26 protein-coding genes are annotated in these 22,736 nt (G+C 40.2%); 14 read left to right on the forward strand and 12 right to left on the reverse strand.

The features are described 5' to 3' along the window. Entirely contained in the window at positions 1-903 is a 903-nt protein-coding gene (locus EHQ64_RS05995) for a prohibitin family protein (protein WP_135648581.1), read from the reverse strand. A gap of 129 nt (positions 904-1,032) precedes the next feature. On the opposite strand from EHQ64_RS05995, the gene EHQ64_RS06000 reads away from it, so the two are divergent. Both EHQ64_RS06000 and EHQ64_RS06005 read left to right on the forward strand, forming a co-directional pair. Continuing rightward, positions 1,033-1,383, forward strand: a complete 351-nt coding sequence (locus EHQ64_RS06000; RefSeq protein WP_135648582.1) for a hypothetical protein — start codon at positions 1,033-1,035, stop codon at positions 1,381-1,383. Positions 1,384-1,432: 49 nt separating this feature from the next. Then, positions 1,433-2,086 carry a DedA family protein gene (locus tag EHQ64_RS06005; protein ID WP_135648583.1) on the forward strand — a complete coding sequence of 218 codons (654 nt, stop codon included), beginning with the start codon at positions 1,433-1,435 and terminating at the stop codon, positions 2,084-2,086. Between the two features lie 6 nt (positions 2,087-2,092). On the opposite strand, the gene EHQ64_RS06010 is transcribed toward EHQ64_RS06005, so the two are convergent. Together EHQ64_RS06010 and EHQ64_RS06015 are read right to left on the reverse strand one after the other, a co-directional pair. Continuing rightward, complete coding sequence (locus EHQ64_RS06010) at positions 2,093-2,986, reverse strand: hypothetical protein (protein ID WP_135648584.1); 894 nt, start codon at positions 2,984-2,986, stop codon at positions 2,093-2,095. Between the two features lie 147 nt (positions 2,987-3,133). Then, complete coding sequence (locus EHQ64_RS06015) at positions 3,134-3,952, reverse strand: hypothetical protein (protein WP_135648585.1); 819 nt, start codon at positions 3,950-3,952, stop codon at positions 3,134-3,136. 417 nt (positions 3,953-4,369) lie between these two features. On the opposite strand from EHQ64_RS06015, the gene EHQ64_RS06020 reads away from it, so the two are divergent. The 5 genes from EHQ64_RS06020 (at position 4,370) to EHQ64_RS06040 (ending at position 8,431) form a co-directional block, all read left to right on the forward strand. Then, positions 4,370-5,575: a DUF4785 family immunoglobulin-like domain-containing protein gene (locus EHQ64_RS06020; protein ID WP_135648586.1), complete on the forward strand. Its 1,206-nt coding sequence runs from the start codon at positions 4,370-4,372 to the stop codon at positions 5,573-5,575. A 65-nt stretch (positions 5,576-5,640) separates the two neighbouring features. After that, positions 5,641-6,717: a DUF262 domain-containing protein gene (locus EHQ64_RS06025; RefSeq protein WP_135648587.1), complete on the forward strand. Its 1,077-nt coding sequence runs from the start codon at positions 5,641-5,643 to the stop codon at positions 6,715-6,717. Continuing rightward, positions 6,714-7,334 carry an MAE_28990/MAE_18760 family HEPN-like nuclease gene (locus tag EHQ64_RS06030; protein ID WP_135648588.1) on the forward strand — a complete coding sequence of 207 codons (621 nt, stop codon included), beginning with the start codon at positions 6,714-6,716 and terminating at the stop codon, positions 7,332-7,334. Before EHQ64_RS06025 ends, EHQ64_RS06030 begins: the two co-directional genes overlap by 4 nt. A 246-nt stretch (positions 7,335-7,580) precedes the next feature. Next, positions 7,581-7,919 (forward strand): ArsR/SmtB family transcription factor, encoded by a 339-nt coding sequence (locus EHQ64_RS06035; RefSeq protein ID WP_135648589.1) that lies wholly within the window; start codon positions 7,581-7,583, stop codon positions 7,917-7,919. A 2-nt stretch (positions 7,920-7,921) separates the two neighbouring features. Further along, positions 7,922-8,431 (forward strand): SRPBCC domain-containing protein, encoded by a 510-nt coding sequence (locus EHQ64_RS06040; protein WP_135648590.1) that lies wholly within the window; start codon positions 7,922-7,924, stop codon positions 8,429-8,431. A 48-nt stretch (positions 8,432-8,479) separates the two neighbouring features. Here EHQ64_RS06040 and EHQ64_RS06045 read toward each other — a convergent pair whose 3' ends face one another. Together EHQ64_RS06045 and EHQ64_RS06050 are read right to left on the reverse strand one after the other, a co-directional pair. Then, entirely contained in the window at positions 8,480-9,244 is a 765-nt protein-coding gene (locus EHQ64_RS06045; RefSeq protein ID WP_135648591.1) for a hypothetical protein, read from the reverse strand. After that, positions 9,241-9,813, reverse strand: coding sequence for a methyltransferase family protein (locus EHQ64_RS06050; protein WP_246048603.1), 573 nt, complete (start codon positions 9,811-9,813; stop codon positions 9,241-9,243). The genes EHQ64_RS06045 and EHQ64_RS06050 overlap by 4 nt, the downstream gene beginning before the upstream one ends. A 408-nt stretch (positions 9,814-10,221) precedes the next feature. On the opposite strand from EHQ64_RS06050, the gene EHQ64_RS06055 reads away from it, so the two are divergent. Next, on the forward strand, positions 10,222-10,638 hold the full coding sequence (locus EHQ64_RS06055) for a MarR family winged helix-turn-helix transcriptional regulator (RefSeq protein ID WP_135648592.1): 417 nt from the start codon (positions 10,222-10,224) through the stop codon (positions 10,636-10,638). 38 nt (positions 10,639-10,676) lie between these two features. Here the strand turns inward: EHQ64_RS06055 and EHQ64_RS06060 are convergent, their stop codons facing one another. After that, positions 10,677-11,456 (reverse strand): nucleotidyltransferase domain-containing protein, encoded by a 780-nt coding sequence (locus EHQ64_RS06060; protein WP_135648593.1) that lies wholly within the window; start codon positions 11,454-11,456, stop codon positions 10,677-10,679. A 70-nt stretch (positions 11,457-11,526) separates the two neighbouring features. Continuing rightward, a complete protein-coding gene (locus tag EHQ64_RS06065) occupies positions 11,527-11,886 on the reverse strand; it encodes a DUF2200 domain-containing protein (protein WP_135648594.1) in 360 nt (119 codons plus the stop codon). 213 nt (positions 11,887-12,099) lie between these two features. Here EHQ64_RS06065 and EHQ64_RS06070 point away from each other — a divergent pair, with 213 nt between their 5' ends. From EHQ64_RS06070 to EHQ64_RS06080, 3 genes are read left to right on the forward strand one after another with little or no spacing between them, the layout of a single operon-like run. Further along, positions 12,100-12,426 carry an ArsR/SmtB family transcription factor gene (locus tag EHQ64_RS06070; protein WP_135648595.1) on the forward strand — a complete coding sequence of 109 codons (327 nt, stop codon included), beginning with the start codon at positions 12,100-12,102 and terminating at the stop codon, positions 12,424-12,426. Beyond that, positions 12,419-12,901, forward strand: a complete 483-nt coding sequence (locus EHQ64_RS06075) for an SRPBCC family protein (protein WP_135648596.1) — start codon at positions 12,419-12,421, stop codon at positions 12,899-12,901. The genes EHQ64_RS06070 and EHQ64_RS06075 overlap by 8 nt, the downstream gene beginning before the upstream one ends. Continuing rightward, the gene (locus EHQ64_RS06080) at positions 12,898-13,314 is read left to right on the forward strand and encodes a GFA family protein (RefSeq protein ID WP_135648597.1); all 417 of its coding nucleotides are present in this window, start codon (positions 12,898-12,900) and stop codon (positions 13,312-13,314) included. Before EHQ64_RS06075 ends, EHQ64_RS06080 begins: the two co-directional genes overlap by 4 nt. Before the next feature lie 85 nt (positions 13,315-13,399). Here EHQ64_RS06080 and EHQ64_RS06085 read toward each other — a convergent pair whose 3' ends face one another. From EHQ64_RS06085 to EHQ64_RS06095, 3 genes are all read right to left on the reverse strand, one after another. Continuing rightward, positions 13,400-14,266, reverse strand: coding sequence for an alpha/beta hydrolase (locus EHQ64_RS06085; protein ID WP_135648598.1), 867 nt, complete (start codon positions 14,264-14,266; stop codon positions 13,400-13,402). A 103-nt stretch (positions 14,267-14,369) separates the two neighbouring features. Beyond that, complete coding sequence (locus EHQ64_RS06090; RefSeq protein ID WP_135648599.1) at positions 14,370-15,461, reverse strand: PA0069 family radical SAM protein; 1,092 nt, start codon at positions 15,459-15,461, stop codon at positions 14,370-14,372. A 593-nt stretch (positions 15,462-16,054) separates the two neighbouring features. Further along, positions 16,055-16,684, reverse strand: a complete 630-nt coding sequence (locus EHQ64_RS06095; RefSeq protein ID WP_135648600.1) for a glutathione S-transferase family protein — start codon at positions 16,682-16,684, stop codon at positions 16,055-16,057. Positions 16,685-17,003: 319 nt separating this feature from the next. On the opposite strand from EHQ64_RS06095, the gene EHQ64_RS06100 reads away from it, so the two are divergent. Then, entirely contained in the window at positions 17,004-18,050 is a 1,047-nt protein-coding gene (locus EHQ64_RS06100; protein WP_135648601.1) for a PAS domain-containing protein, read from the forward strand. A 152-nt stretch (positions 18,051-18,202) separates the two neighbouring features. Here the strand turns inward: EHQ64_RS06100 and msrA are convergent, their stop codons facing one another. Continuing rightward, the gene (gene msrA, locus EHQ64_RS06105; protein ID WP_135648602.1) at positions 18,203-18,832 is read right to left on the reverse strand and encodes a peptide-methionine (S)-S-oxide reductase MsrA; all 630 of its coding nucleotides are present in this window, start codon (positions 18,830-18,832) and stop codon (positions 18,203-18,205) included. 223 nt (positions 18,833-19,055) lie between these two features. On the opposite strand from msrA, the gene EHQ64_RS06110 reads away from it, so the two are divergent. After that, entirely contained in the window at positions 19,056-21,287 is a 2,232-nt protein-coding gene (locus tag EHQ64_RS06110; protein WP_135648603.1) for a SulP family inorganic anion transporter, read from the forward strand. On the opposite strand, the gene EHQ64_RS06115 is transcribed toward EHQ64_RS06110, so the two are convergent. Continuing rightward, entirely contained in the window at positions 21,280-21,687 is a 408-nt protein-coding gene (locus EHQ64_RS06115) for a GreA/GreB family elongation factor (RefSeq protein WP_135648604.1), read from the reverse strand. The genes EHQ64_RS06110 and EHQ64_RS06115 overlap by 8 nt on opposite strands. Positions 21,688-21,869: 182 nt before the next feature. On the opposite strand from EHQ64_RS06115, the gene EHQ64_RS06120 reads away from it, so the two are divergent. Beyond that, positions 21,870-22,448: a hypothetical protein gene (locus EHQ64_RS06120; protein ID WP_135648605.1), complete on the forward strand. Its 579-nt coding sequence runs from the start codon at positions 21,870-21,872 to the stop codon at positions 22,446-22,448. Positions 22,449-22,736 lie beyond the last annotated feature (288 nt).

Consider the following 22,736-nt stretch of genomic DNA (forward strand, 5'->3'; position numbering starts at 1 on the left):
TTATTTATCTGCTGGACTATGAAGATCTAAGGATTTCGGACCATCCGTCGGAGTATTTATGATCATAGGAAGAGAATCTTTCCCTGTAGGAACAAACAGAAGTTTTGTATTCGGATTCTCGAAAGCTTTTAGTTGCAGATATTGTTTTGTTAACTGTGCCGCGATCATCTTTTGTGCCTTAGCTCTTGCTTGCGCCTCGATCACTGTTGCTTGAGCGGTTCCTTCCGCTTCGATCACTGTTGATTTAGCTTTTGCTTCCGCGTGGATCACAGTGATTTCAGCATCCTTCTTTGCTATATTGATCTCGAATTTCATCTGCTCTTGTTCTTGCTCTTTAGTCAATTTACCTTCGATAGCAGTTAGGATCGGGCGGCTATATTCTATATCGTCAATGATCACGTCGTCTAATTCGATATGTTTTCCTCTCAGTTTTTCTCCTAGAACTTGGCGAATATCTTGGGAAACTTTAGGAGTTTCTTTAGAAATACGGATCATACTATAAGCGGATAACGCGTTACGAACGGAAGTCCTGAATTGAGGACGTACCACTTTTTCGTAATAGTCCGGACCGATCTCGATTTGAAGATTATATATTTCCCCAGGAACAGGTCTTAGGATCACCGCTGCAACCACGTTGATGGTCAAATCGTCCCTAGTGAGAACATCCACTTTTTCTTTGTAGGAGGTCCACTGTGTAGGATAAAGAATCACATCGTTCCAAGGAGCATAGAAATAGATCGCGTTGGTCAAAAGATCTTTCTGTAGCCCGCTTGTGAGAGGATGATATCTTAAACCAGCTTCCCCCGGGCGAATATTCGTATAACAACCCGTTCCGCCGATAAGGCTTAGAATGAGAATTGAGGAAGAAACCAAACTTTTTGCTGTAAATTGAAACCTAGTCATATTAATCTCCATAGGACTACTCTAGTTGGACCGACTACAGATAAAGAACGTTTCCTTTGAAAAAGGAAACGGAATAGGCGATACAAAAAACGAATGTACGGATCCTAAGTTTTTCCCTTATCTGGTCTTATGGCCGGGGAAAGTAAGGAAGAAAATCTTCAAAACTTGCCTAAGATCAGGACAAGATTCAAAGGGATTGTCGAATCTATTTCTACGGATGAGAATCCTGAAAAATCCAGGATCTTGGTCAAAGACATAAGATTGCTTGTGTCCGGACGAAAGGTCTTACATGCTCAGGATTTTTATTATTCCTATCGTTTTAGAAAACAGAATTTGAAACAGGGTGATCCTGTAGAATTTGATGCGAGGATAAGACCCGATAGAAGGGGAGTTTCCTCCGGAAAAATCCGTTTAAATTATCCTACAAAAATTTATAAACTAGGCCCGGACCAGGCCAGCTTGTTTCCGGAATCCCGCTAGTCGTTTGACTTCTTTACCCTACCCCCCATTCTGACTCCCGGAGCTAACATTGGAAACTATCAAATATCTTTTGGACTTCTTTTTGCATCTGGAGCAACATTTGGATGCATTGATCCTTGCCTACGGGACTTGGATCTATCTGATCCTATTTCTAATTATATTCTGCGAAACCGGTCTTGTAGTAACTCCTATTCTTCCTGGAGACAGCTTATTGTTTGCCTTAGGTGCTTTTGCAGCTAGAGGAAGTTTGGATCTTGGAACACTTCTCATTCTACTCATCATTGCGGCGATCTTAGGAGACACAGTCAACTATGCGATCGGTCATTTGGCGGGTGAGAAGATATTAGCAAGAGAGAAGGTGCCTTTCTTAAACAAAAAACATTTAGAAAAGGCTCACCAATTCTACGAAGAATACGGCGGTAAGACGATCATCATCGCAAGATTTATCCCGATCGTAAGAACATTCGCACCTTTTGTTGCAGGTATCGGAAGTATGACTTATACAAAATTCATTTTGTATAATATAGTCGGCGGAGTAGTTTGGATCGCAGTATTTATATTCGGTGGATACAAATTCGGAAATCTTGAATTCGTGCAAAGGAACTTCAAGATCGTAATACTTGCGATCATCGTTATTTCCGTAATGCCTGCAGTCATAGAATATTTCAGAGAAAGCAGAAAATCAAAATCAGGACATAAATAATTTTTGTCACTGACTACAATCTTTGATCTGGGATAAACTTTTTACGAAAGGTTTATCCTTATAACGTTTATAAAGAGGAGGCTCCATATCCCTTCCGATATCGGAATCTCCTCCACTTCCTCCGGGACTGATCCCAACAGGTCCGAAATTAGAAGCCGGATAAAAACAAACCGGGAATTCTTTAGCGATCTCCAACTTTTTAGATTTTTCATTCGTTCTGAAAACAGAGTCACCGATCCGCACATAAAGATGATTGGAAGTCTCCGACCAACGGATCCTAAACTCAGGAGTTTCTTCCCAACGAGTCAAAGGGTATTCGAAATAATATTTATCGTACGTAGAAGATTGTCCGTTTACATCCGCTAAGATCAGAGTAGGAGATCCGATCTGCAAATCGGATCCTAAAGTCCCGAAGATGATCGCAACTTTTCCACCGTCCGGAGAAGGTACGAATTGAAAGATGGTTTGTCCTTCCTTCTGGAAATTTTTTGGTTCGAAGGAATGAAATCCTTTAGGAGACCATACTCCCGGAGAACGGACAGCTCCACCGTATTCGTCATTTGATCCTTGGATCCAAAATAAACGATTCGTAGCAGAGTGAAAATATACCGAGCCAGGTAAAGCCCAGGAGCCGATCTCGTAGGAATAAATAGGAGGATCACCTGAATCATTCCCTGGTCCTGATATTTCATAAATTCTGAATTTAGTTCTATAATTCTTTTTATGAGTGGTTCCGCTCAAAGGATTCCAAGCGTCTTTTTCTTCGTAGATCACTTCCGTCTGGACGATGTTCTTCCCAGTCTCAGACCAACCCCTTTCGACTGCGAGGCTTGCCGGCCTCCATTGGATCTGGGAACATTGTAGAAGAAGTAAAGGAACGAATATAAATAAACTTTTCATAAAGCACCGTTAGAGATGGATCTATTATTAGAAACCGTTAGGTTCCAGGTTTAGAAGTTTTACAGTATTAATGGGAAGAGGGGAAGTAAAATTATTACTTTGGAAAAACGATAGCGCGCCGATTTCGACGCGCTATTCTGAAGAGGATTATCTCCAGCCTTCGTTTTTCAATTCACTGTGGTTCAGGTATAGTCCTGAGGATCCTACGGAAGGAGCTCTCGTGTGACCTTGGAACTGAGTATAGGTTACGTTCGAGTTGAACGGCCAGATACCTTCGCTTTGGGTCAACGAAGATTGGCAAACGCTCACTCCGCCCGACTTGTTATAAGCACAGGAAGAATGGAAAGCGACTGCGTAATCGTCCTCGCCAGGAAGAATCAGGGAAGCACCAGCCATACCTTTATAACCAGGTACTTGATATACTGTGATACCAGCAGTGTTATTGTGGTTGTAAGCGCCACGAGCGGTTCCAACGATTAGGGACTTGTCCATTGCGTTACCGCCGAATCCGAAGGTTACACCGTTCAGAGCGGAAGCAAGTTCGGATCCACCGGAAGCAGAAGCTAAAGCGGTTACTTTCGTAACATTATAACCTTTGCTAGAAGTAGTTCCACCTAAGTTAGATAACCAATACTCAATCGCATAACAACCCGCGCTATGACATACGATCTTGCAGGAGTTGGAACCCTTGCAATAAGTATTCAAGCCCGTTGTGATATTGGTCTGAGCTCTGGCCGATCCATAATTTCTTGGGTCAGAAGTTCCGTCGTAACCAACGAAAATTTTCGCTCCGGACACAGAGTTCGGTGCGCTTCCCCAATAGTTATTCACGTCCGTAGTTCCCACTCCGTTGTGATTGCTACCAGACTTTCCGTGAATGAAAACCGTATAGGTTTGCGCAGAAAGCGAACCAGCAAATAACGATGCGAAAACACATCCCAATACCATACTTTTCCAATTTTTCATCTTCTCTATTCTCCGATCTTTTGGGAAAACCGAAACCTTAGATTTCGATTTTCCCGGTCTACTAATATGATGTATGTAGGTTATGGAGTCAAGTGATTGGATTCTTTTTAACATAACAGGTTGAATGTAAAAATGAATACAATCATGTAACTATATTATGAAATACTGATGTATAGCGTACGCTATAATAGCATGCAGTGTTAGTTACAATTTATTTCCAACAATCGTTACGGCGTAATTTTGGGTGAAGATAGAAAGATCGCCGAAACAGACCAAGGAACCGAATCGAATTCGTTCTAATAAAACTAATCCTTTTGGATTAGTCATGATTCGCTGAAGTAATTCAAAAATAAGTGTTGAGCGGGCACCTAGATTTCTTATACAGGTGAGCCTTGCATTGGGCATTGAAAAATAGAAATGAGTCAAAAAAAAATTTTTATCTACCTAGGGTTGCTGCTCGTAGCCGCATTAACATTCTATCTATTAAGGGATGAAGCGGAAGAAAGCGGCTGGTTTTTATCGGAAGAAGAGAAAAAGGCGAAAGCAGAATGGATGGCAAAAGGAAGTCCTCCTGGAGGAATTTCAGGAGAAGAGCAAACAAACTTCCTACAAAATTTGGATGAGTCCATTCCTCCGGAAAAGATCTTAAAAGATTATTTAGAATGGGCAGAGTATCCTCCAAACTCAAGGCCTTTAACGAAGTATAATGAGGACTTAACCAATCCATATTTTATCCAACTTGCCGCTATTCAAATGGTGGATCACCCGGAAGATAAGAAACCGAACGGCTACTCTTGCAAATTACAACCTTTACAATGGGCTGCGATCGGAGTAAAAGACCCGGTCCATATCACATTAGAATGTTTTAATACTTCTAATTACGAAAAAACCACCGTGAACGTTCGTAGTGTAAAGCTTTGGAAAGAATTCGACGGCAATAAATTCGTGGCCCTTCCTCCGGATGGGAATGATAAGGGGATCGATGGAGATGCCCACGCGAAGGATAATATATTCACCTTCGAATGGAGGCCTACTTACAAGGACTGGGGAGATATGTTCTTGGAAGTGGAGATGGAATACGGAAAGGAGAAGAAGCAGGGAAAACTACTGACTTCCTTTTTCTCTTCTCCTTATATCCCTGCAGAATGGAGCGGATATTTTTTAGATATTCCTAAAGAAGGTTCTTTGAGCGTAAAGGCCGGATTGAACGTATTCAAAGCCGGAAATTATCATTTAGAAGCAAACCTCGTAAATTCGGGGAATGGGGACCCGATCGCCTGGGCCAGTTTTGACGGAAAGTTGAACGCAGGCCGCCAAGAAGTAGAATTTCTATTTTACGGAAAATTGATCCGGGAAAGCGGCTATGAAGGCCCATACGCGTTAACCCAGCTTAGAGGCCATAGGGTAAATCTTGCAGTCGATCCGGATTGGTTCGCTCAAGGCGAAGAAGGAATGAAACGTATCCTTGCTGCCAAGACCACGGAGCCGGATAAGGAGCTACTTGGTCCTCATAAAGAAAACTATATTACGAAAGAGTATAACTTAAATAATTTCTCCTTAAAGGCATATGAATCACCAGAGAAGGATGCAAAAGTTAAGCAGTTGCAAGATTTAGCACGTTAGACAGGATTTGCTTTTGCAGAGTTCGATTAGCGAATATTTCCCTAAAAATACAAAAAGGATTGGAAATGGAAGAAGACATATTATTGAAAATTGATGAAAAAATCGGGGAAGTTCGTACCGAATCAATCGATATTTCATGCAATGAAATCATGTCTCTAATTGAAAACAAAGAAATGGTCATTCAACCTGACTACCAAAGATTATTTAGATGGAGTGATGAACAAAAATCTAAACTTGTCGAATCTATCATTTTAGAACTCCCCATTCCCGAAATATATGTTGTTGAAAACGAAGATGGGATTTTTGAGTTAGTTGATGGCCTTCAGCGAGTAAGTAGTATAACACAATTCGTTAACCCTGAGATTTTAAACTTAGATGGGTTTACATTAAATGGGTGCGATCTCATTGATGATTTGAATGGGAATCAATACGAGGATCTTCCTTTACGCCTAAAATTAAGACTCAAAAGAGCAGTCTTGAGAACTGTAATTATTAAAAGGCAAAGTAAAAAGCAATTACGCTACCAAATGTTTAAGCGTTTAAACACTGGAGGGAGTAACTTGTCTGAGCAGGAGATCAGGAATGTTACTGCGAGGATGATTGGAGAAAATGGAAAAGAATTTTATGATTTTTTAAAGAAAATGTCCGATTACCCTGCTTTTCAAATCTGTATAGAAACTTTACCTGATACAGAGATTTCGAAAAAAATGGATGAAGAATTGATTCTTAGATTCTTTGCAGCGAAAAATTTTCTTGCTCAATACAGAGGTAATATCGCGAATTGGTTGAACGAATATATGGAGAGCATTCTATTAAAAGGAAATATTTTTAATTATCGTAAAGAAGAAAAGATTTTTGTAGATACGTTTACTCTTTTGTCAAATTCATTAGGGGCGGCTTCTTTTGTGAGATATAAGGCTGGCCGCCCACTTGGTTCATTGTCTCCAGCCTATTACGAAGCAGTAGCTGTAGGTTTGGCAAGAAGCCTTGATTTTGGAAAAATTCCGACGATACAAATGCTAGAAGAAGTTGTCCCAAAGAGGCTGCAAGAAGACGTATTTAAAAGATTTACCGGTCCGAGTGCTAGTAAGAGATCTGATATTGAAGGTAGAATTAACTCAATATTTGAAATTATACCATGAATATAATAGAAAGTGATTTGCAGTGGCGAGAAGAAGAGTTAACTCTTTTAAAGAAAGAATTTTTCCAAACCCAGGTGAATTCAAACAAAAAGCTCTATTTGGCCAGGGCTTTAATTTTAATCACATATGCGCATTATGAAGGTTTTATTAAATTTCTTTGGGATCATTATGTAAGTCACTTAAAGCAGCTTAATCTTGAATTAGGCGAATTTAAAGACACGATAAGAATTTATATTTTTGAGGATGAATATAAAAAATTCAAAAACACATATGACATACGAAACATTTTAGAGTTATTGCAAAACCCTGGCCATATTCTGAGAAAAAGAATGCAAAATCTTGAATTATTGGACACTAAAAGTAATTTATGGCCGAATATACTTGAGGAAAATAATAAGAAAATTTGTATTTCAAGTAAAGAGTTAGAGGATCATAAGCATACTTTAAGTAAATTAGTTGGGTTGCGAAATGAAATTGCACATGGAAAGAATATTACTTTATCTAATATTAATGAAGTAATTGATATATCCAATTCAGTTACAAATGTATTATATGATATGGCAATTCAAATTGATGAGGCTATTAACAGTCAATCATACCGGCAAAATATCACGTAACCGGCCTCGACTGTAATTCAAGATGTTTATGTATTCAAACACTTATCTTTAGAATATGCGACCTATTAGAGCCAGAAGCAGATTCGCTAAGGCCTGCTCCACTTACATTAGCTTCAAGTAGCATGTGACCGCGTAACTACCGTCTCCAATCCCCCCAAAATCCCCTCCCTTTTTCAATAACCCAACCCATAAAAAAGATTGACATTTTCTTTTTATATAACTACATTATTATATAACAAACTAGCTATGCAAAACCTCGATTCTACCTTTGCCGCACTCGCTGATTCGACTCGCCGCGCGATATTGATGCGCCTCGCGAAAGGCGATTTAACGGTCATGGAGCTCGCTAAACCCTTCAATATGAGCCAGCCTGCCATTTCAAGGCATCTCAAAGTTTTGGAGGAAGCCGGCCTTATTTCGACCACGATCCGAGCTCAGGAGCGACCGCGTAGACTTGAAACTACGCAGCTCAAAAAAGCCACGGATTGGATCGAGAAATACCGCCAGATGTGGGAGAAGCGTTATCAAGTACTCGATGGGCTACTCGAAGAATTGCAGACGATGCAAATAAAAGGAGATCAATGAAAATGACTACAGATCAAAAAGAAGTAAAGGTAGAGTTAAAAGGCGAAAGAGAAGTAGTGCTCACACGTTATTTTGCGGCACCTCGCCAATTGGTATTCGATTGTTTTACAAAACCTGAGTTGATGCGCAGATGGCTGACCGGTCCGGAAGGATGGACAATCGATTCTATAGAAAATGATCTGAAGGTCGGAGGCAAATACTTGTATGTCTTTGCGGATCAAAAAGGAACCAAGATGGGTATTTATGGAAAATTCCTAGAAGTGGTTGTTCCTGAAAAATTTTCGAATAACGAGAATTATGCGACAGATCTGGCAGCGTTTAATCCGGACGGTCCGGAAAATCCGGATGCTACAGTCGAGTCTCGTAAATTTACCACCGAAGGAAATCTAACTCTTCTGACTCATGTGTGGACATATGCGTCTGCAGAAGTACGCGAGGCGGAACTTGGTGCGGCTGATGGTTGGAAGGAACTCTTCCAAGGGCTCGATAAATTACTCTCCGAGCTTTCCTAAAAATTCTAGAACTGTGGCCCGATCATTCGTATCAGGCCACAGATAGGATCACCAATCTTGGTTTGCACTGTCCCAATTTCGAGGAGCTAGCCAAAGTGCTTCTGCGATCGCAAATAATCTTTTAGAATCCGATTCGAAAATAGCAGTCATTACTTTGAATGCTCTGGACATTTTCTGCAATCTCCAACTTAGAACTGTATAATCTTCTCCGATCTTAGGGTGTTCTATGATCTTACCTCGGATTTTGCTTAATACGATTAGTTGAGGCTCATATAAAACAGCCGAGAATCCACCTGGGCAGTCCAAAGCCCCCCAAATTGCTGCATCTCTAACAGAACCATCTTGCGATGAAACTGATTGGTCCGGCAACCAATGTCCTGCCATAAGATTTTCAAATCCAATTTGTTCCGGAGCAGGACCTACAAATATTCTCATTCCGTCATGTACTTCTCTTTTAGGACCGCAGACAAAACATGTGGGGAATGGATGAGTTGTAAATCCAGGATAAAGAGCGGAGATCTTTTTTACATCTTCCAAATCAGGAACAAAAGGTAATTTATACTCTGGAAAATCTTCGTTAGGGATTGATTTCAAAGTTGCGAGTATTTTCTTTGAGTCGTCGTAAATCGCTCCTCGTTGTCCGCTTTCCGATTCCATAAGGATCGGAGTTTCGACAGGAGTGGGCCCGAGCAAACGTATTTCGGCCGCATTAGTTCTGACAGCCTCAACCAAAATACCTGCAGTAAAACCGCCATTGCCTGTTTTAGGCGGGCCACAGAATCTCTGAGACAATATCATATTATCAAGTTTCATATTTTATCCTTGGATCGAATTTGTTCCGATCCTTTATTGAGTGCAAAAAATGGAAGAAGCATCGGAACTGCTCGTTTGTAATTCAGATACTTTTCGCCAAACATTTTGATCAGATCTCTTTCCTCATAGAATGTTCCTATGATGATATAAAGAGTCATACCTATGGATAGAATTAGATGATCCGCTTTCATGAATGTTGTACTCCATAAGGCCAATAGTATTCCGAACATCATTGGATGGCGTACTAACTTGTATAAGGAAGGAGTAGAGAACTCGGTTGAGTGTGATTCGGATTTTTTTAGAAAACTCCAGGCCTGCTTTAATCCAAAAAGTTCAAAATGATCGATCAAGAAAGAGGAAAGAACAGCTAAGAACAATCCGATCGAAAAGATTACATGGATCAGATATATTCCGAAATTGTTTTGAATGTTCCAAATCTCGATATCGATCGGTTGCCATAGGCAGGAAAGGACGATTAAAGTAATGCTTGTGATAAGAACGTAAAAACTTCTTTCGATCGGCAGTGGTATTATTTTGCGGCAAAAATTTTTGAAACCTGCCCTGGCCATTACGCTATGGGGTACTCCGAAAAACAGTACTAACGCAATGTTTATACAAATCGATCCTATTACTCCGAATTGAAATTCGAATGAGATCGGCTTTAGGAATTGAGTAGTATCGAGCAGCCGAAAGACAAAAACTATTATAGAAAAAAGATAAATTGCATAAGAGATTAAAGCGAATATCAAATAAGAAAGTCGTATAAACATATTATTTTTAGACAAATTTGCCCCCGAAATGCTTGGCATTCAAAGCATTTTATAAATTATCAATTTAGGTAGAAGATTTATGCTCGTTGCTGTAAATCATAAATCGTAGAATATCTTTTGGTGGAACTGAATATTGCTTGGGATTCAAAGCAATTTTTGGTTTTAAATAAAGGTTCCTTTGAAGAGAAGATGGAGGATTGGTAAAGAATGGAACAAGATAGGCTATTAGTCCTAATTACTGGGCTACGAGATCAAATTTTAGATGAAATCAAGAAAGATTATATTCGTTTCGGACTGACCGATATAACCCCTGCGATGGGCGCTGTTCTTTGTGCTCTAAAAGGGGATCGTCCTCAATCTATGAAAGAGATTGCTAAAAAGATTTTTAGAGATCAGTCCAGCATTACTCCATTAGTACAGAAATTGGTCGATTTGGATCTAGCGGTTCAGGAGCGTTCCTCCATTGACGCAAGAGAGAGTCAGGTCCGACTCACTACGTCAGGCAAAAATACACGTTTGAAGGCAATTCGAGCGGGAAGAAAAATGAATGCTCGTTTGTATAAAGGTATGTCCGCTTCAGATCGTAAACATCTGATTTCGCTATTGGCTCAACTCAAAAAATAAAAAATCTCGAAGCACTACTGATTGTAGGTCGAGAAATATCATTTATTGATTTTATTTAAATAATCTAAAGAGTAAGTTTCCGCTTTTGAAAAATTTTTAATACCCGGTCCATAAAGTACTAACTTCAACTCATTATAGAGTTTGGCAGAATTCAATAACGATGTTTTGAGCGAATGGAAATCATATGCCGGGATCGTTGATCTTAATTTTTCAAGATCAGTTGGATCAAGAATAAACTCCAACTTCCGAACGCCGCGAGGAAGAGATTTGTTTTTAAGATGAAGTAAGGGACCTAAAACAACACCTCTAAGAAAGGAAAGAAAATCGATCGTTTCAAAATATTCTCCTCTTCCTAGTTTTGTGGCGGCATAATGTATCCAAACCCAAAATCTATCTTCAATCCATTGAAAATCCGGGTTTGGCCATTGGGCTTCTTTACTTTCAAGGATAGAGTCGATCTCTTTATTCTTTTGATAGATAATTATAGGATTTTCGACCCGATCTCTTAACTCTGAGAGTTGGATAAATTTATAATCTACATGAAGAAATGGATCTTCATAGAGACAGATCAGTAATCTTTTTTCTCCAACGTGCTCTCCTGTGAATGCAGAAAGTAAAGGTCCGAATTGATTCGCGAACTCGATCATTTCTTCTCGAGTGTATTGGATCCCATCTTTTAGAATAATTACGAAATCTATATCAGAATATTTATCTAATTCTTTAGAAATAAAGGATCCTGCGACTGCGACACCTTCAACTATGTCTTGGCTCATACAGAATTGTTTTACTTTATCAACGAATAGATTTATTTTTTCCATAGTATGATCTTATATAATAACTGAGTAAGCCTAAGAAGCGTCGAATTAAAATTGAATCTTGTAGGCAGAATTATTGCTCCGAGCCTCTCAAGATCTTTTCCATAGATTTTCCTTTTGCTAGTTCATCCACAAGCTTATCAAGATAACGGATTTTCTGCATAAGTTTGTCTTCGATGTCTTCTACCCTATAGCCGCAGATCACTCCTTTGATAAGCGAAACATTTTTATTTAGTTGTGGGGCCTGATCAAAAAATTCTTTGAAATTCACTTCGTTCTTAAGCTGTTTTTGAAATCCTTTTTGATCATAACCGGTAAGCCAAAAAATGATCTTATCAACTTCTGCTTTAGTTCGCCCTTTTCTTTCGGCTTTCTGAACATACATTGGATAAACTTTTGCGAAAGACATAGCGAAAACTTTTGAATTTTCCATTTGATCCAATCACCTTTTCTATTTCCGTAAATTCTACTCAATTTACTGAAACTCGTAAATAGCTTTAGTAACCGCATATATGAATGAGTTTTTAAAGTTTATGGATATCCTTAAGAAATCTTTCTTTTTCTTCTTAATTGTTGGTAATTTCCTAAATATTCTAATTGACATGCAGGTATTTACCTGCATATAATTTTCTTAATTAACTAACGAATGGACGCTGATAATGTTTTCAAGGCGCTGGGAGATCCTACACGCAGAAAGCTGCTCGACCTTCTATATGAGAAGAACGGCCAGACTTTGGGGCAACTTTGCGAACATCTGGATATGACTCGGCAATCTGCTACTCAGCATATTGGGATCCTGGAGGCGGCCAATTTGATCAGTACGGTTCGACGAGGAAGGGAGAAGCTCCATTTCATCAATCCCGTGCCGTTGCATGAGGTCTATGAACGCTGGGTGAGAAAATTTGAATACCAACGTCTTAGCCTGCTGCATGACCTGAAGAAGGAACTTGAAGGAGAGAATAACAATGAGTAAAGAGAAGACTAGTTTCGTTTACGTGACTTATATACGCTCTACGCCGGAGAAGGTGTTTGAGGCGATCACCAATCCAGAGATAACAAAACGTTATTGGGGTCACGAGAATATCTCCGACTGGAAACCAGGATCTTCATGGGAACATGTGCGTAATAATGAAGAACGTATTGTGAATATAGTAGGTAAGGTAGTAGAAGTTGCACCTCCAACACGTTTGGTGATCAGCTGGGCAAGTCCTTCTCAAGCTTCTGATCCGGAAAGCTACAGTCGCGTAACCTTCAACGTCGAAGAGTATGAGGATATGGTAAGATTAACTGTTACTCATGATGAGCTTGAGGCGGGCAGCGGAATGGCTAAAGGTATCCAACAAGGATGGCCAATCGTTCTTTCTAGTTTGAAATCATTATTAGAAACAGGACAAGGGATCGATGTCTTCGCTAAACCAAAGGCAACATCAAGCGGGAGTCTTTCATGAGCGAAGCTTATACAGGCGGATGTGCTTGTGGCGCGATCCGTTATTCAACGAAACACAGCCCTATCTTTCAAAATCATTGCCAATGTACTGATTGTCAAAAGAGAAGCGGAACTGGGCATGGTTCTTATCTTACATTTCCTGTAAGATCCGAGATGACGATCACTGGCGAAGCGACTCATTGGGAAGTAAAAGGAGATAGTGGAAATATAAAGATCCATTCCTTCTGTCCGGTATGCGGAACTCCGGTTTACTTAAGTTTTGCTGCAATGCCGGACTTGATCGCGATTCATGCGGGAAGTCTGGATGAGCCGAGCCGCTTTTCACCTCATGTGCTTACTTATAAAGTTCGTGGGCTAAAATGGGATTCAATTGACCCATCATTGAAAACATTTGAGACAATGCCGACCGGCTAAAGGAGGCGAGTGGTGAATATGCGGTTGATTCGCTCATCCACCGGCTCGTAAAGGGGAGAATTTCTCCCCTTTTATTGTAGGAAGGTCAATGAGTTTGAAGCCAGTTCACTAAGTCTCCGAGTACTCTTGCTTTGTCTGCAGGAAGTTCATTCATGGTTTCGTGATATAAACCTTCGTAAATTTTCATGCTCTTATCGGAAGAAGGGATTTTTTCAAAAGCTTCTTCTGTTCCGACAGAAAGTGCGATAGAATCTTCTTTTCCATGGAATAGATACACTGGAAAATTAATTTTTGTGGCTTTCTCCAAAGCTTTCTCTTTGGAATTTAATAGGAAATCCCCCAAATAAGCTCCAACAGAACCGTGAACCAGTGGATCTTTTTTATAAGCTTCTACCACTGAATTGTCTCTGGATAATGCTTTTACATCTAAACCTGTAGGAACAGTCAATGTTGGGAACGCACCTGCGAGTAAACTTCCGGCGCCTTTTTTGATATTCATTACTAGATCTGTTTTTACTGAGATTGGAAGCCCGCTTAAAACCAAACGATCTAGGCTTGCTTGATGAGAAGGTTCTCCTGCATAAAAAAGAGAGATCAATGCTCCCATAGAATGCCCTAAGAGAGTGACTTGTTTTACACCTTCTTTTTGTTTTGCGATACTCACTAGGCGATCCAAGTCAGCTAAGAATTGGTTGAAATGGGTTACTACTCCTCTGCTTCCGCCGGATTTTCCGTGTCCCCTTGCATCTATTAGATAAACATTATATCCTTTCCCGGAAAGAGCTTCTAAAAGATTGTCGTATCTTTTTCCATGCTCTCCGATCCCGTGATGGACAACTAATGTTTTAGGTTGGCTTGCGTCTTTTGCACGATAGGCCCTGTAATAAATGGATACGTCTCCGGCTCCGACAAAGGTTCCGTCTTCAATCTGGTAGTTTTGTTCCCAATTCATTCGGTAAATATCCGATGCGTAGCGAAAATGGGGAAGGAAATTTCTACCCTGAGGGGATTCTTTCTTTCAAGTATTTTGAACGAACGTAATGATTAGGGCAAATTTATAGATCCTGGTCTGAGAATAGATCGGGTTGTAAATGTTCCGATTTTTTCTTTTTAGTAAGATAACGAATCGGAACGGAAAATAGATCGGTTCTCAGTTGTCTTCTTGTCGTAAGATTGAATCGTTTCATACAAATGGAGAATCTTTTTTGTAGAAGATCAGCATAATGACCGGCGCCTTTCATTCTTTCTCCCCATTTTGCTTCGTATAATTTTCCGCCTCTTGCCTCGGAGATCACTTTTAGGACTTTTTCTTTTTTAAGGGGGAAATGCCTAGTTAACCAGTCCTCGAAAAGTGGGGCCACTTCGAAAGGAAGTCGGATAAATACCATTCCAGCAGCTTCAGCACCCGAGATAGAGGCTTGCTCCAATAAGTTTTCCATTTCGAAATCGTTGATAAACGGGATTACAGGAGCAAATAATACTCCGGTTGGAACTCCTACTTCGGTTAGCTTTCGAAGAGTTTCCATTCTTTTGTTAGGAGCGGGCGCCCGGGGCTCTAACTTTGCCCAGAGTTCTTTGTCCAAAGTGGTGATAGAAAGAAATACTTTCAAAATACCTAATTTACCCATTTCGGAGAGAATATCCAAATCTCTTTGGATTAGGGAGGATTTAGTAATGATCGCCGCAGGTTGTCGGAATTCCAACAACACTTCCAGAATAGAGCGTGTATTCTTATATATCCTTTCTCCAGGTTGATAGGGATCGGTTGCGGTCCCGAGAGTGATCGGAAGTACTGCCTGCTTCTTCTTTCTTAATTCTTCTGCGAGTAATTTGGCAGGTTCTTTTTTTACGAAAATTTTGGTCTCGAAATCCAATCCGGGAGAAAGATCCACGTAAGAATGATTCGGTCTTGCAAAACAATAAATACAACCGTGCTCGCAGCCTCGATACGGATTGATACTCGCATCGAAAGGAATGTCAGGAGATTTATTTCTGGTTAAGATGGATTTGGAATCTTCCCAAAAAAACTGAGTGGCAGGAGAAGGTTCTTCTCCCAGATCATATCTATCTTCTAACCAAACTTCTCTAGAAGTTTTATCAAATCGGCTCGGAGGTAATTCTTCCGTGCCTCTCCTCTTGAAATTCATGTTTGGATTTTATAGAAATACTAAACATAAAACAAGCAAAAATATGTATGCATTCTGAAAAAGTTCCTACATGAATTTCACTTTTGTTGGAACTCCTACATGAGAGCGGAAATGCCTCTTTGAAGGATTGTGATAGCCTGAAACATTTTACTTTTGGCGAATAATGCATCAGGCAATAAAGATCTGATTCGGATCATCGGAACTCTTCTTGCATGAGAATGAGGAATGCCATTTTTTAAGCGAACAAACTCCAGTTGTCCTTAGAAGTTGAAAAAATTTACTTTTGTTGGAACTCCTACATAAGGACGGAAAAGCCCCCTCCCTGTATAGGGTGGGGGGAGTGGCTTGTGGGAGAGCTTCATTTCCCTATATCAGAAAATTCGCATATAAGCAAGAAGGATTCGCACATACAAAATGTAGGAACTGCCGTAATTCACAGGATCTTTACATAGAGTTTTGTGGTTGTATTGCTTTTTTAAGATTTATTGAGAGTCTGCGGTTTCTGACCCTTTTCGAGTTTTTCGGATTAAATTCCGGGTTTCTCAAACGATAAGATCCTTCTTAAAAGATCTTATCGTTCTACAAATTTTTCTTTAAGATACTTCTAACTTGGCTCCGTCTTCCCAAACTTTGTATGCTGGAAGATTGGAGATTGTTTGTATATATCCGGATGATTTGGAGCTTAATTTTACTCCATAGGTTATGAATCTGGAGACAACCGGAGTATAGAATGCATCTGCGATAGAGAAATCTTTTCCGAATAGGAAGGGGCCTCCGTAGGAACTGATACATTCTTCCCATATCTCTTGGATCCTATCTATGTCTTTTTGAGCCTCGATCGGAGGTTGATAGTCCGTCTTTCTTCCTACAAAGTTCATGCTTAAGTTGGATCTTAATCCTGAAAATCCTGAGTGCATTTCTGCAGTAATGGATCTGGCCTTTGCTCTTGCGGTTTTGTCTTTGGGCCAGAAATCTTTATTGGAAAAGGTTTCCGCCAAATATTCGGATATTCCCAGGCTATCCCATATTTGTAGATTTCCGTCATGTAGAACAGGCACCTTTCCCGAAGGAGAATACTTATCGATCACTTGGGCGTATTCAGGTGTGAAAAGTTTTAGCGGAATTTCTTCGAAAGGAATTCCGAAATGTTTGAGAAGGATCCATGGCCTCAAGGACCAGGAAGAAACGTTTTTATTTCCGATAACAAGTTTCAGATCACTCATAACTTTAGGATTGAAAACGAATGCCAGGGAAGCAAGAAACTAATCCATTCTAGTTATACCATTTTTGTAGGGATTGATACAGTGGATCCCTCTAGCAAGTTTGCCTTTCTTTTGCAACAAATCCCCTAAGAGTTTTGTCTTGGGCCTCTCTTTGTTGGGCTCTTCTATAGATATTATGTTCTTACCGGTGTAGAAGTTCTTTACTGATTCTTAAGAACTGTGTGTAGGATTTTTATATAAATATATGTCTTAAGTTATTAATAAAAGAGAAATCTTTTCGAACGATTCGATCGGTTTCTTTAGATTCAATACGAATCGGATGGATTTAAGTTTGGAAAACGTTAAAGAATTAGTTCAAAGACAAGAAAGTATGCCCGACATTTTGTTAATTTGCGATTCGAACGGACGGATTCTCCATATTAACGAAAATGGAAGAAAGACTCTCGGTATTCAGTCGGTCGAATCTGCAAAAACAATGAGCCTTGCCGATTTTCTTTCCGAAACGGATAGAAAATATTTCGAGACAGTCATTCTACCTAATGTTGCAAAAGTTGGAGAATTCGGAGGAAGAGCACTTCGTTTAATAGGGAAGGACGGGAATTATCTGCAAACCAAGCAGCTTGTATATTCTATGCCTGAGTTATCCTACCTTGTAGTTTTTTCAGAAGATAAGAATTCTGAATCCGAGAAAAAAGACGCATTATATAAAGCATTTCAGCAATCTCAAAACGGAATGTTTTTAACCGACAAAGAAGGTGTGATCCTTGCGGTGAACAAACAATTCGAAAAAATCTCCGGTTTAAAAGAAGAGGAACTTGTAGGTAAAACTCCTAAAGCATTCCAATCAGGCTCTAATTCTTCCAAAACTTTTTATGATGAATTTTGGGAATCGGTTCTTCAGGGTTCCGTGTCTGTCGCAAACTCAAATATTAAAAACGGTTTTGTGAATGTTTCCGATTGGAAACAGAATGTGACCCCGATCAGAGATCGTAACGGAGAAGTTTCCAGTTTTTTAAGCACTATTCTTGCAAATCCTGAAGGAGATGATGTGAAAGCTAAGGTTTCCGATCTTTCTTCTCCTTCAGATACTTTCAGAAAGTATGAGGGAATGGATCGTGAAACTTTGATCGGTATCTTAAGAGATAAGACAAAACTTACTAAAAAAGAGACCGAGATCTGTGCAGGGATCGCATCCGGTAAAGACAAGAGCCGTATCAGCGAAGATTTAGGCATTCATCCAGGAACCATGAAAAACCATTTGAAGTCGATCTATAGAAAGACAATCGATCTTGAAAAAGAGATCCCAGGTCCGGAAAGAGATAAACTTCAAAGACTTACAATCTATCTCTTCCGTTTATTAGGATAATAAGTCGCAGAGTTTGAAGAGACGCGGAGATGTTCACGCAGAGCCGCAAAGACACAGAGGGGTTTTATTTACATTGATCTAAACCTCAGCGACTCCGCGCCTCTGCGTGGAAAAAACCTCTGAGGCTTAGACTCCCAATAACTCTGCGTCTCCTAATCGGCTTTAGCTCCCCAAACTTTGATTACATAATCTTCTCTTCCGGAACCTTTTCTATACTGTTTATAGTGAGTAGGATTCTTTTTATAATAGTCTTGGTGATATTCTTCCGCGGGATAAAATTCACTCGCAGCTAAGATCTCCACGGCAATTGGAGAAGAGAATTTTCCTGAGGCTCCGATCTTATCTTTAAATTCTTGGGCTAATTTTCTCTGAGCCTCATCTTTATAGTAGATCGCAGTTCTGTATTGATTTCCACGATCTGCGAATTGCCCGCCTGAGTCTGTAGGATCAATTTGTCTCCAATACGTATCAAGTAGTTTTGCATAATCGATCTTTTTCGGATCATAGGTTACTAAAACGGATTCTCGATGGCTTGTTCTTCCGTAACCTACGTCTTCATATGTCGGATCCTTCTCCTTTCCGCCTGTATAACCGGATACGACCGAAATTACTCCGGGCAATTTCTCAAAAGGACCTTCCATACACCAAAAACAACCGCCTGCGAAGATGGCAGTCTCAGTCTTTTCTTTTTCTTTCGATATTAGAATATTCGAAAAACTAAATATTACGAAAGTTATAAATATGGATTCTAATCTTATAAGTTTGAACAAATTTTTCTTCATTGCTTCCTTCTCGGTTCCATTTTTTTAAAAAAATTTCATTATATCTTCAACACTCTCTTGCTTTTTCTAAATTCAAGTTTTATAAAAAATCCTGGCAACGAGAGTAGAATCTAATTTCATCTACATATAGATACTTTCGACTGACGTCGGAAAAAGTTACGGCCTTATCAACCGTTTCCAATTCTGGAATTTATTTTTATGTAAATTCCGCCAAGCGGGTATCATGAATACGAAAACAAAACAATTCATTTCTTCACTTCCTTACGATCTTCCAGCAAGTATCGCGGTGTTTTTAGTAGCTATTCCTCTTTGTTTGGGGATCGCTCATGCATCCGGTGCTCCCTTATTTTCCGGAATTATTTCCGGTTTTATAGGCGGGATAGTAGTAGGAACTTTTAGTAAATCGGCTCTCAGCGTATCAGGACCAACTGCTAGTTTAACCGCAATTGTTCTTTCCGGGATCAAAGATCTAGGGAATTTCGAAGCGTTTTTATTGGCCCTTTTGATCGCAGGGATCATTCAAACCATCCTAGGGATCCTAAAAACGGGAGCATTATCCGCATATTTGCCTTCTGCAACCGTGATTGGAATGTCTGTCGCGATCGGATTACTTCTAGTGATCAAACAACTTCCTCACTTGATCGGTTACGATGTAGAAGAATTCGGGGTAGAAGAGTTTGATCTTACGAAAGAGGATATCAACGAATCCTATCACGATCCTCACGAACCGAAAGAAACAAACTCTCTCATGTTGATCGTTCATGCTGTACGAAATTTACAGCAGAATGTTTTCATCATAGGGATTATTTCCTTGGTTGCTTTCTGGGTCTGGGATCGTTACTTCTCTAAAAAATTCAAATATATCCCTGCTTCCTTATTCGCGATCCTATTGGGAACATCGGTGAATATTTTTCTAGGAGAGTTTCTACCTGGAGGAACTTTAACCCAGGACCACTTAGTTACTCTTCCGGTATTTAAGAATGCTTCCGAGTTATTCAATCATTTGGACTTTCCGGATTTCTCTTTTTGGAATAATGGAACAGTCTGGACATTGGCTCTCACGATCGCGTTCGCTTCTTCTTTAGAATCTCTTCTTTCCATAGAAGTGGTGGATAAGTTGGACGAAGAGAATCGCAAAAGCCCTATGTCCCGGGAATTGATCGCTCAAGGATTGGGAAATATGGCTTGCGGACTTGCGGGTGGAATTCCGATCACAAGCGTCGTGGTGAGAGGTTCCGTAAACGCTTCTTCAGGAGCAAAAACAAGACTTTCCGCGATTATGCACGGGGTTTGGATCGGTACAAGTGTATTACTTTTCCCTAAACTGATGAATAAGATCCCGCTCGCTTCTTTGGCTGCGATCTTAGCTTTTACAGGGCTAAAACTTGCAAGGCCTGCGATGTTTAAGTTGATGTTCCAGAAGGGATATTCTCAGTTCTTACCATTCCTCGCGACGGTCGCAGTAACTCTATTCACAAATGTTCTTATCGGAACGTTCTGCGGGATCATAGTATCTCTGATTTTTGTTCTATACAGAGACAACCAGGGCGCAGTCATCCGTGTGGAATCTCATGGAAAATTCAGACGGATCGTTCTCGGTGAAGTGATCGGATTCTTGCATAAGTCTAGGATCAAATCGGTTTTAGAAGAGCAACCTTCCGGGATCACGTTAGAGATTGACGGGACCAGGACACTTCATATGGACCTGGATATTCGAGAACTGATACATGATTTTAGAAAAAACGCATATCATAAGGATATTAAAGTAATCCTAGGAGGAATACCGCACATGCATAACGATATCGAATCTTTAAAAGAAGAAATGAACGAATCCTACCAAAGATTGCTTACAAATAACCAACAATGGGTGGAAGAAAGGACTTCGGAAGATCCTGAATTTTTCGCAAGGAATGCGGAAGGCCAAAGCCCTCAGGTACTATTCATAGGTTGTAGTGACTCTAGGGTTCCTGTAAACGTGATCACCAAAACCAATCCTGGAGAAATTTTCGTGACCAGGAATATTGCAAACGTTGTCTCTGTGGACGATATGTCCCTCTTTAGTGTGGTTCAATACGCGATTGAAGCATTAAACGTAAAACATATCATAGTATGCGGGCATTATGGTTGTGGGGGAGTAAGGGCCGCACTTAAGGGCCAGGCAACCGGTCTCATCGACAACTGGATCACTCATATTAAGGATGTGTATCTGAAACATAGGGAAGAATTGGATCTTTTGCCGGATGATAAGAAGGAAGAAAGGCTAATCCAATTGAACGTGGCGGAACAAGTTGTGAACCTATATAAGACCGGAATGATCCAAAACGCTTTAGCGAAGTATGGTTTTCCGAAAATTCACGGATGGGTTTATGATATCCGTAACGGACAGATCAACGAAGTGGATTATAAAGATCTTTTAACTAAGGAATTGGGCGGACTATACGGCTATCCTAAATAGCCGCAGGTTGATACAGTAATTCCTGGACCCTAAGGTATTTGTCCATGCCGTTGATTTCCCAACGAACTACTTCTCCCACTCGAGCTCCTAAAACAGCGGAACCGTGTGCGGAGAAGAGGGAAAGTTTACCGTTCGGTGTTGCGTTCTCCGCAACATCTTCCGGATACACTAAAGTGAACTGAAATGCTTCCGCGTTGCCCAAATCCTTGAGTACGAATTTGGAATTCATGGTGATCAGATCTTGTGGGACTTGGCTTGCGTCTATCTTTTTGGCCTTGGAAAGTGTCTTACGTATCATTTCCAATATGCTTGGTTGTGTGGCCTGGGAGTGGGCAGAACCTTCGATAGTGGATAAGATCTTTTGGTGATCATTCTTAGAAAGAAATCGTTTTCCACTCATAAACATCGGGCCTCCCCTTATAAAACAAATCCGAAACTTACATAAGCGCATAATGTACTCAAGCGTTTTTCCTTTTCTTGAATTTTATGAAAATTGCATTCGATTATGAGACATAGATTTAATTTTTCTAAGATAAATTATACTAAACGAAAGATAAGTTTCGTTCGACAAGTGAAGTAGATATGTTTCTAACTCTGTTCCAACCGACTAGAAATAAATCCTTCGCATTAGTTAAATACCTGTTTCGTTTGGTTCGTAAAGACGTCCGACCGATTCTGATCCTTCCGAAAGGAAGTTTGGGTTTAGAAGATGGATTAAGTTTCGGAAGAATGATATCCAGGATCTCGAATGGTCACTCATCTGCGGTACTTGGCTTTGCGGAAAATTTTTCCCAAGCAATCCGGTTCTGTAAGGAAGTACATTCAGGAGTCCTCGGACATTCGGGTAGAGACCTTCCGATCTTTGTAGACGTGACTCGGCTTTCGACTGGGGACTCGGACCGGGACTTGGAAGAAATGATCCAGGATTTAGGAGAAAATTGGGAAAGGTTTTTTCCTCTCACTTGTTTTTTGGAGATAGGCCGGGACAGTTCCAGACTAGAAGAAGCAAGCGGTCGCACCTCTCTTTTTCAGATCTCATCCCTAGTCTTGGAAAGAAAGGGGAGTCACTGGAGATCTTTAAAGAAAGAAAGCACTGAGGACGAGGACTATGGGGACTGGACCTATGAATTGATCTCCACTCTTCTTCCGGACAAGGGTTAAGGTCCGATAGAAGACTATCGTCGGACTAGAGATAACCTTCTTCTCCCCCTGAAATCATATCTAAAATTTCTAAAAGGGAACGGAAGATAGTCCGAGCCCGGTCCAAACATCCGAAGATCGATCCATCAGAAATTTTTTTCCAAGTACATCTATGTGACCCTTCCGGACCGGTCTTTCTTTTTTAGGGGACAAGCTAGGGGGTATTTCATATTTTTAATTGAAGTTTTTTCGATCTCGGTCTTGACTGATAAAAATTTTGCCCCTAATGGGGAAGAGCAGGTTGATCTT

The organism is Leptospira sarikeiensis (genome assembly GCF_004769615.1).
GTDB lineage: Bacteria > Spirochaetota > Leptospiria > Leptospirales > Leptospiraceae > Leptospira_B > Leptospira_B sarikeiensis.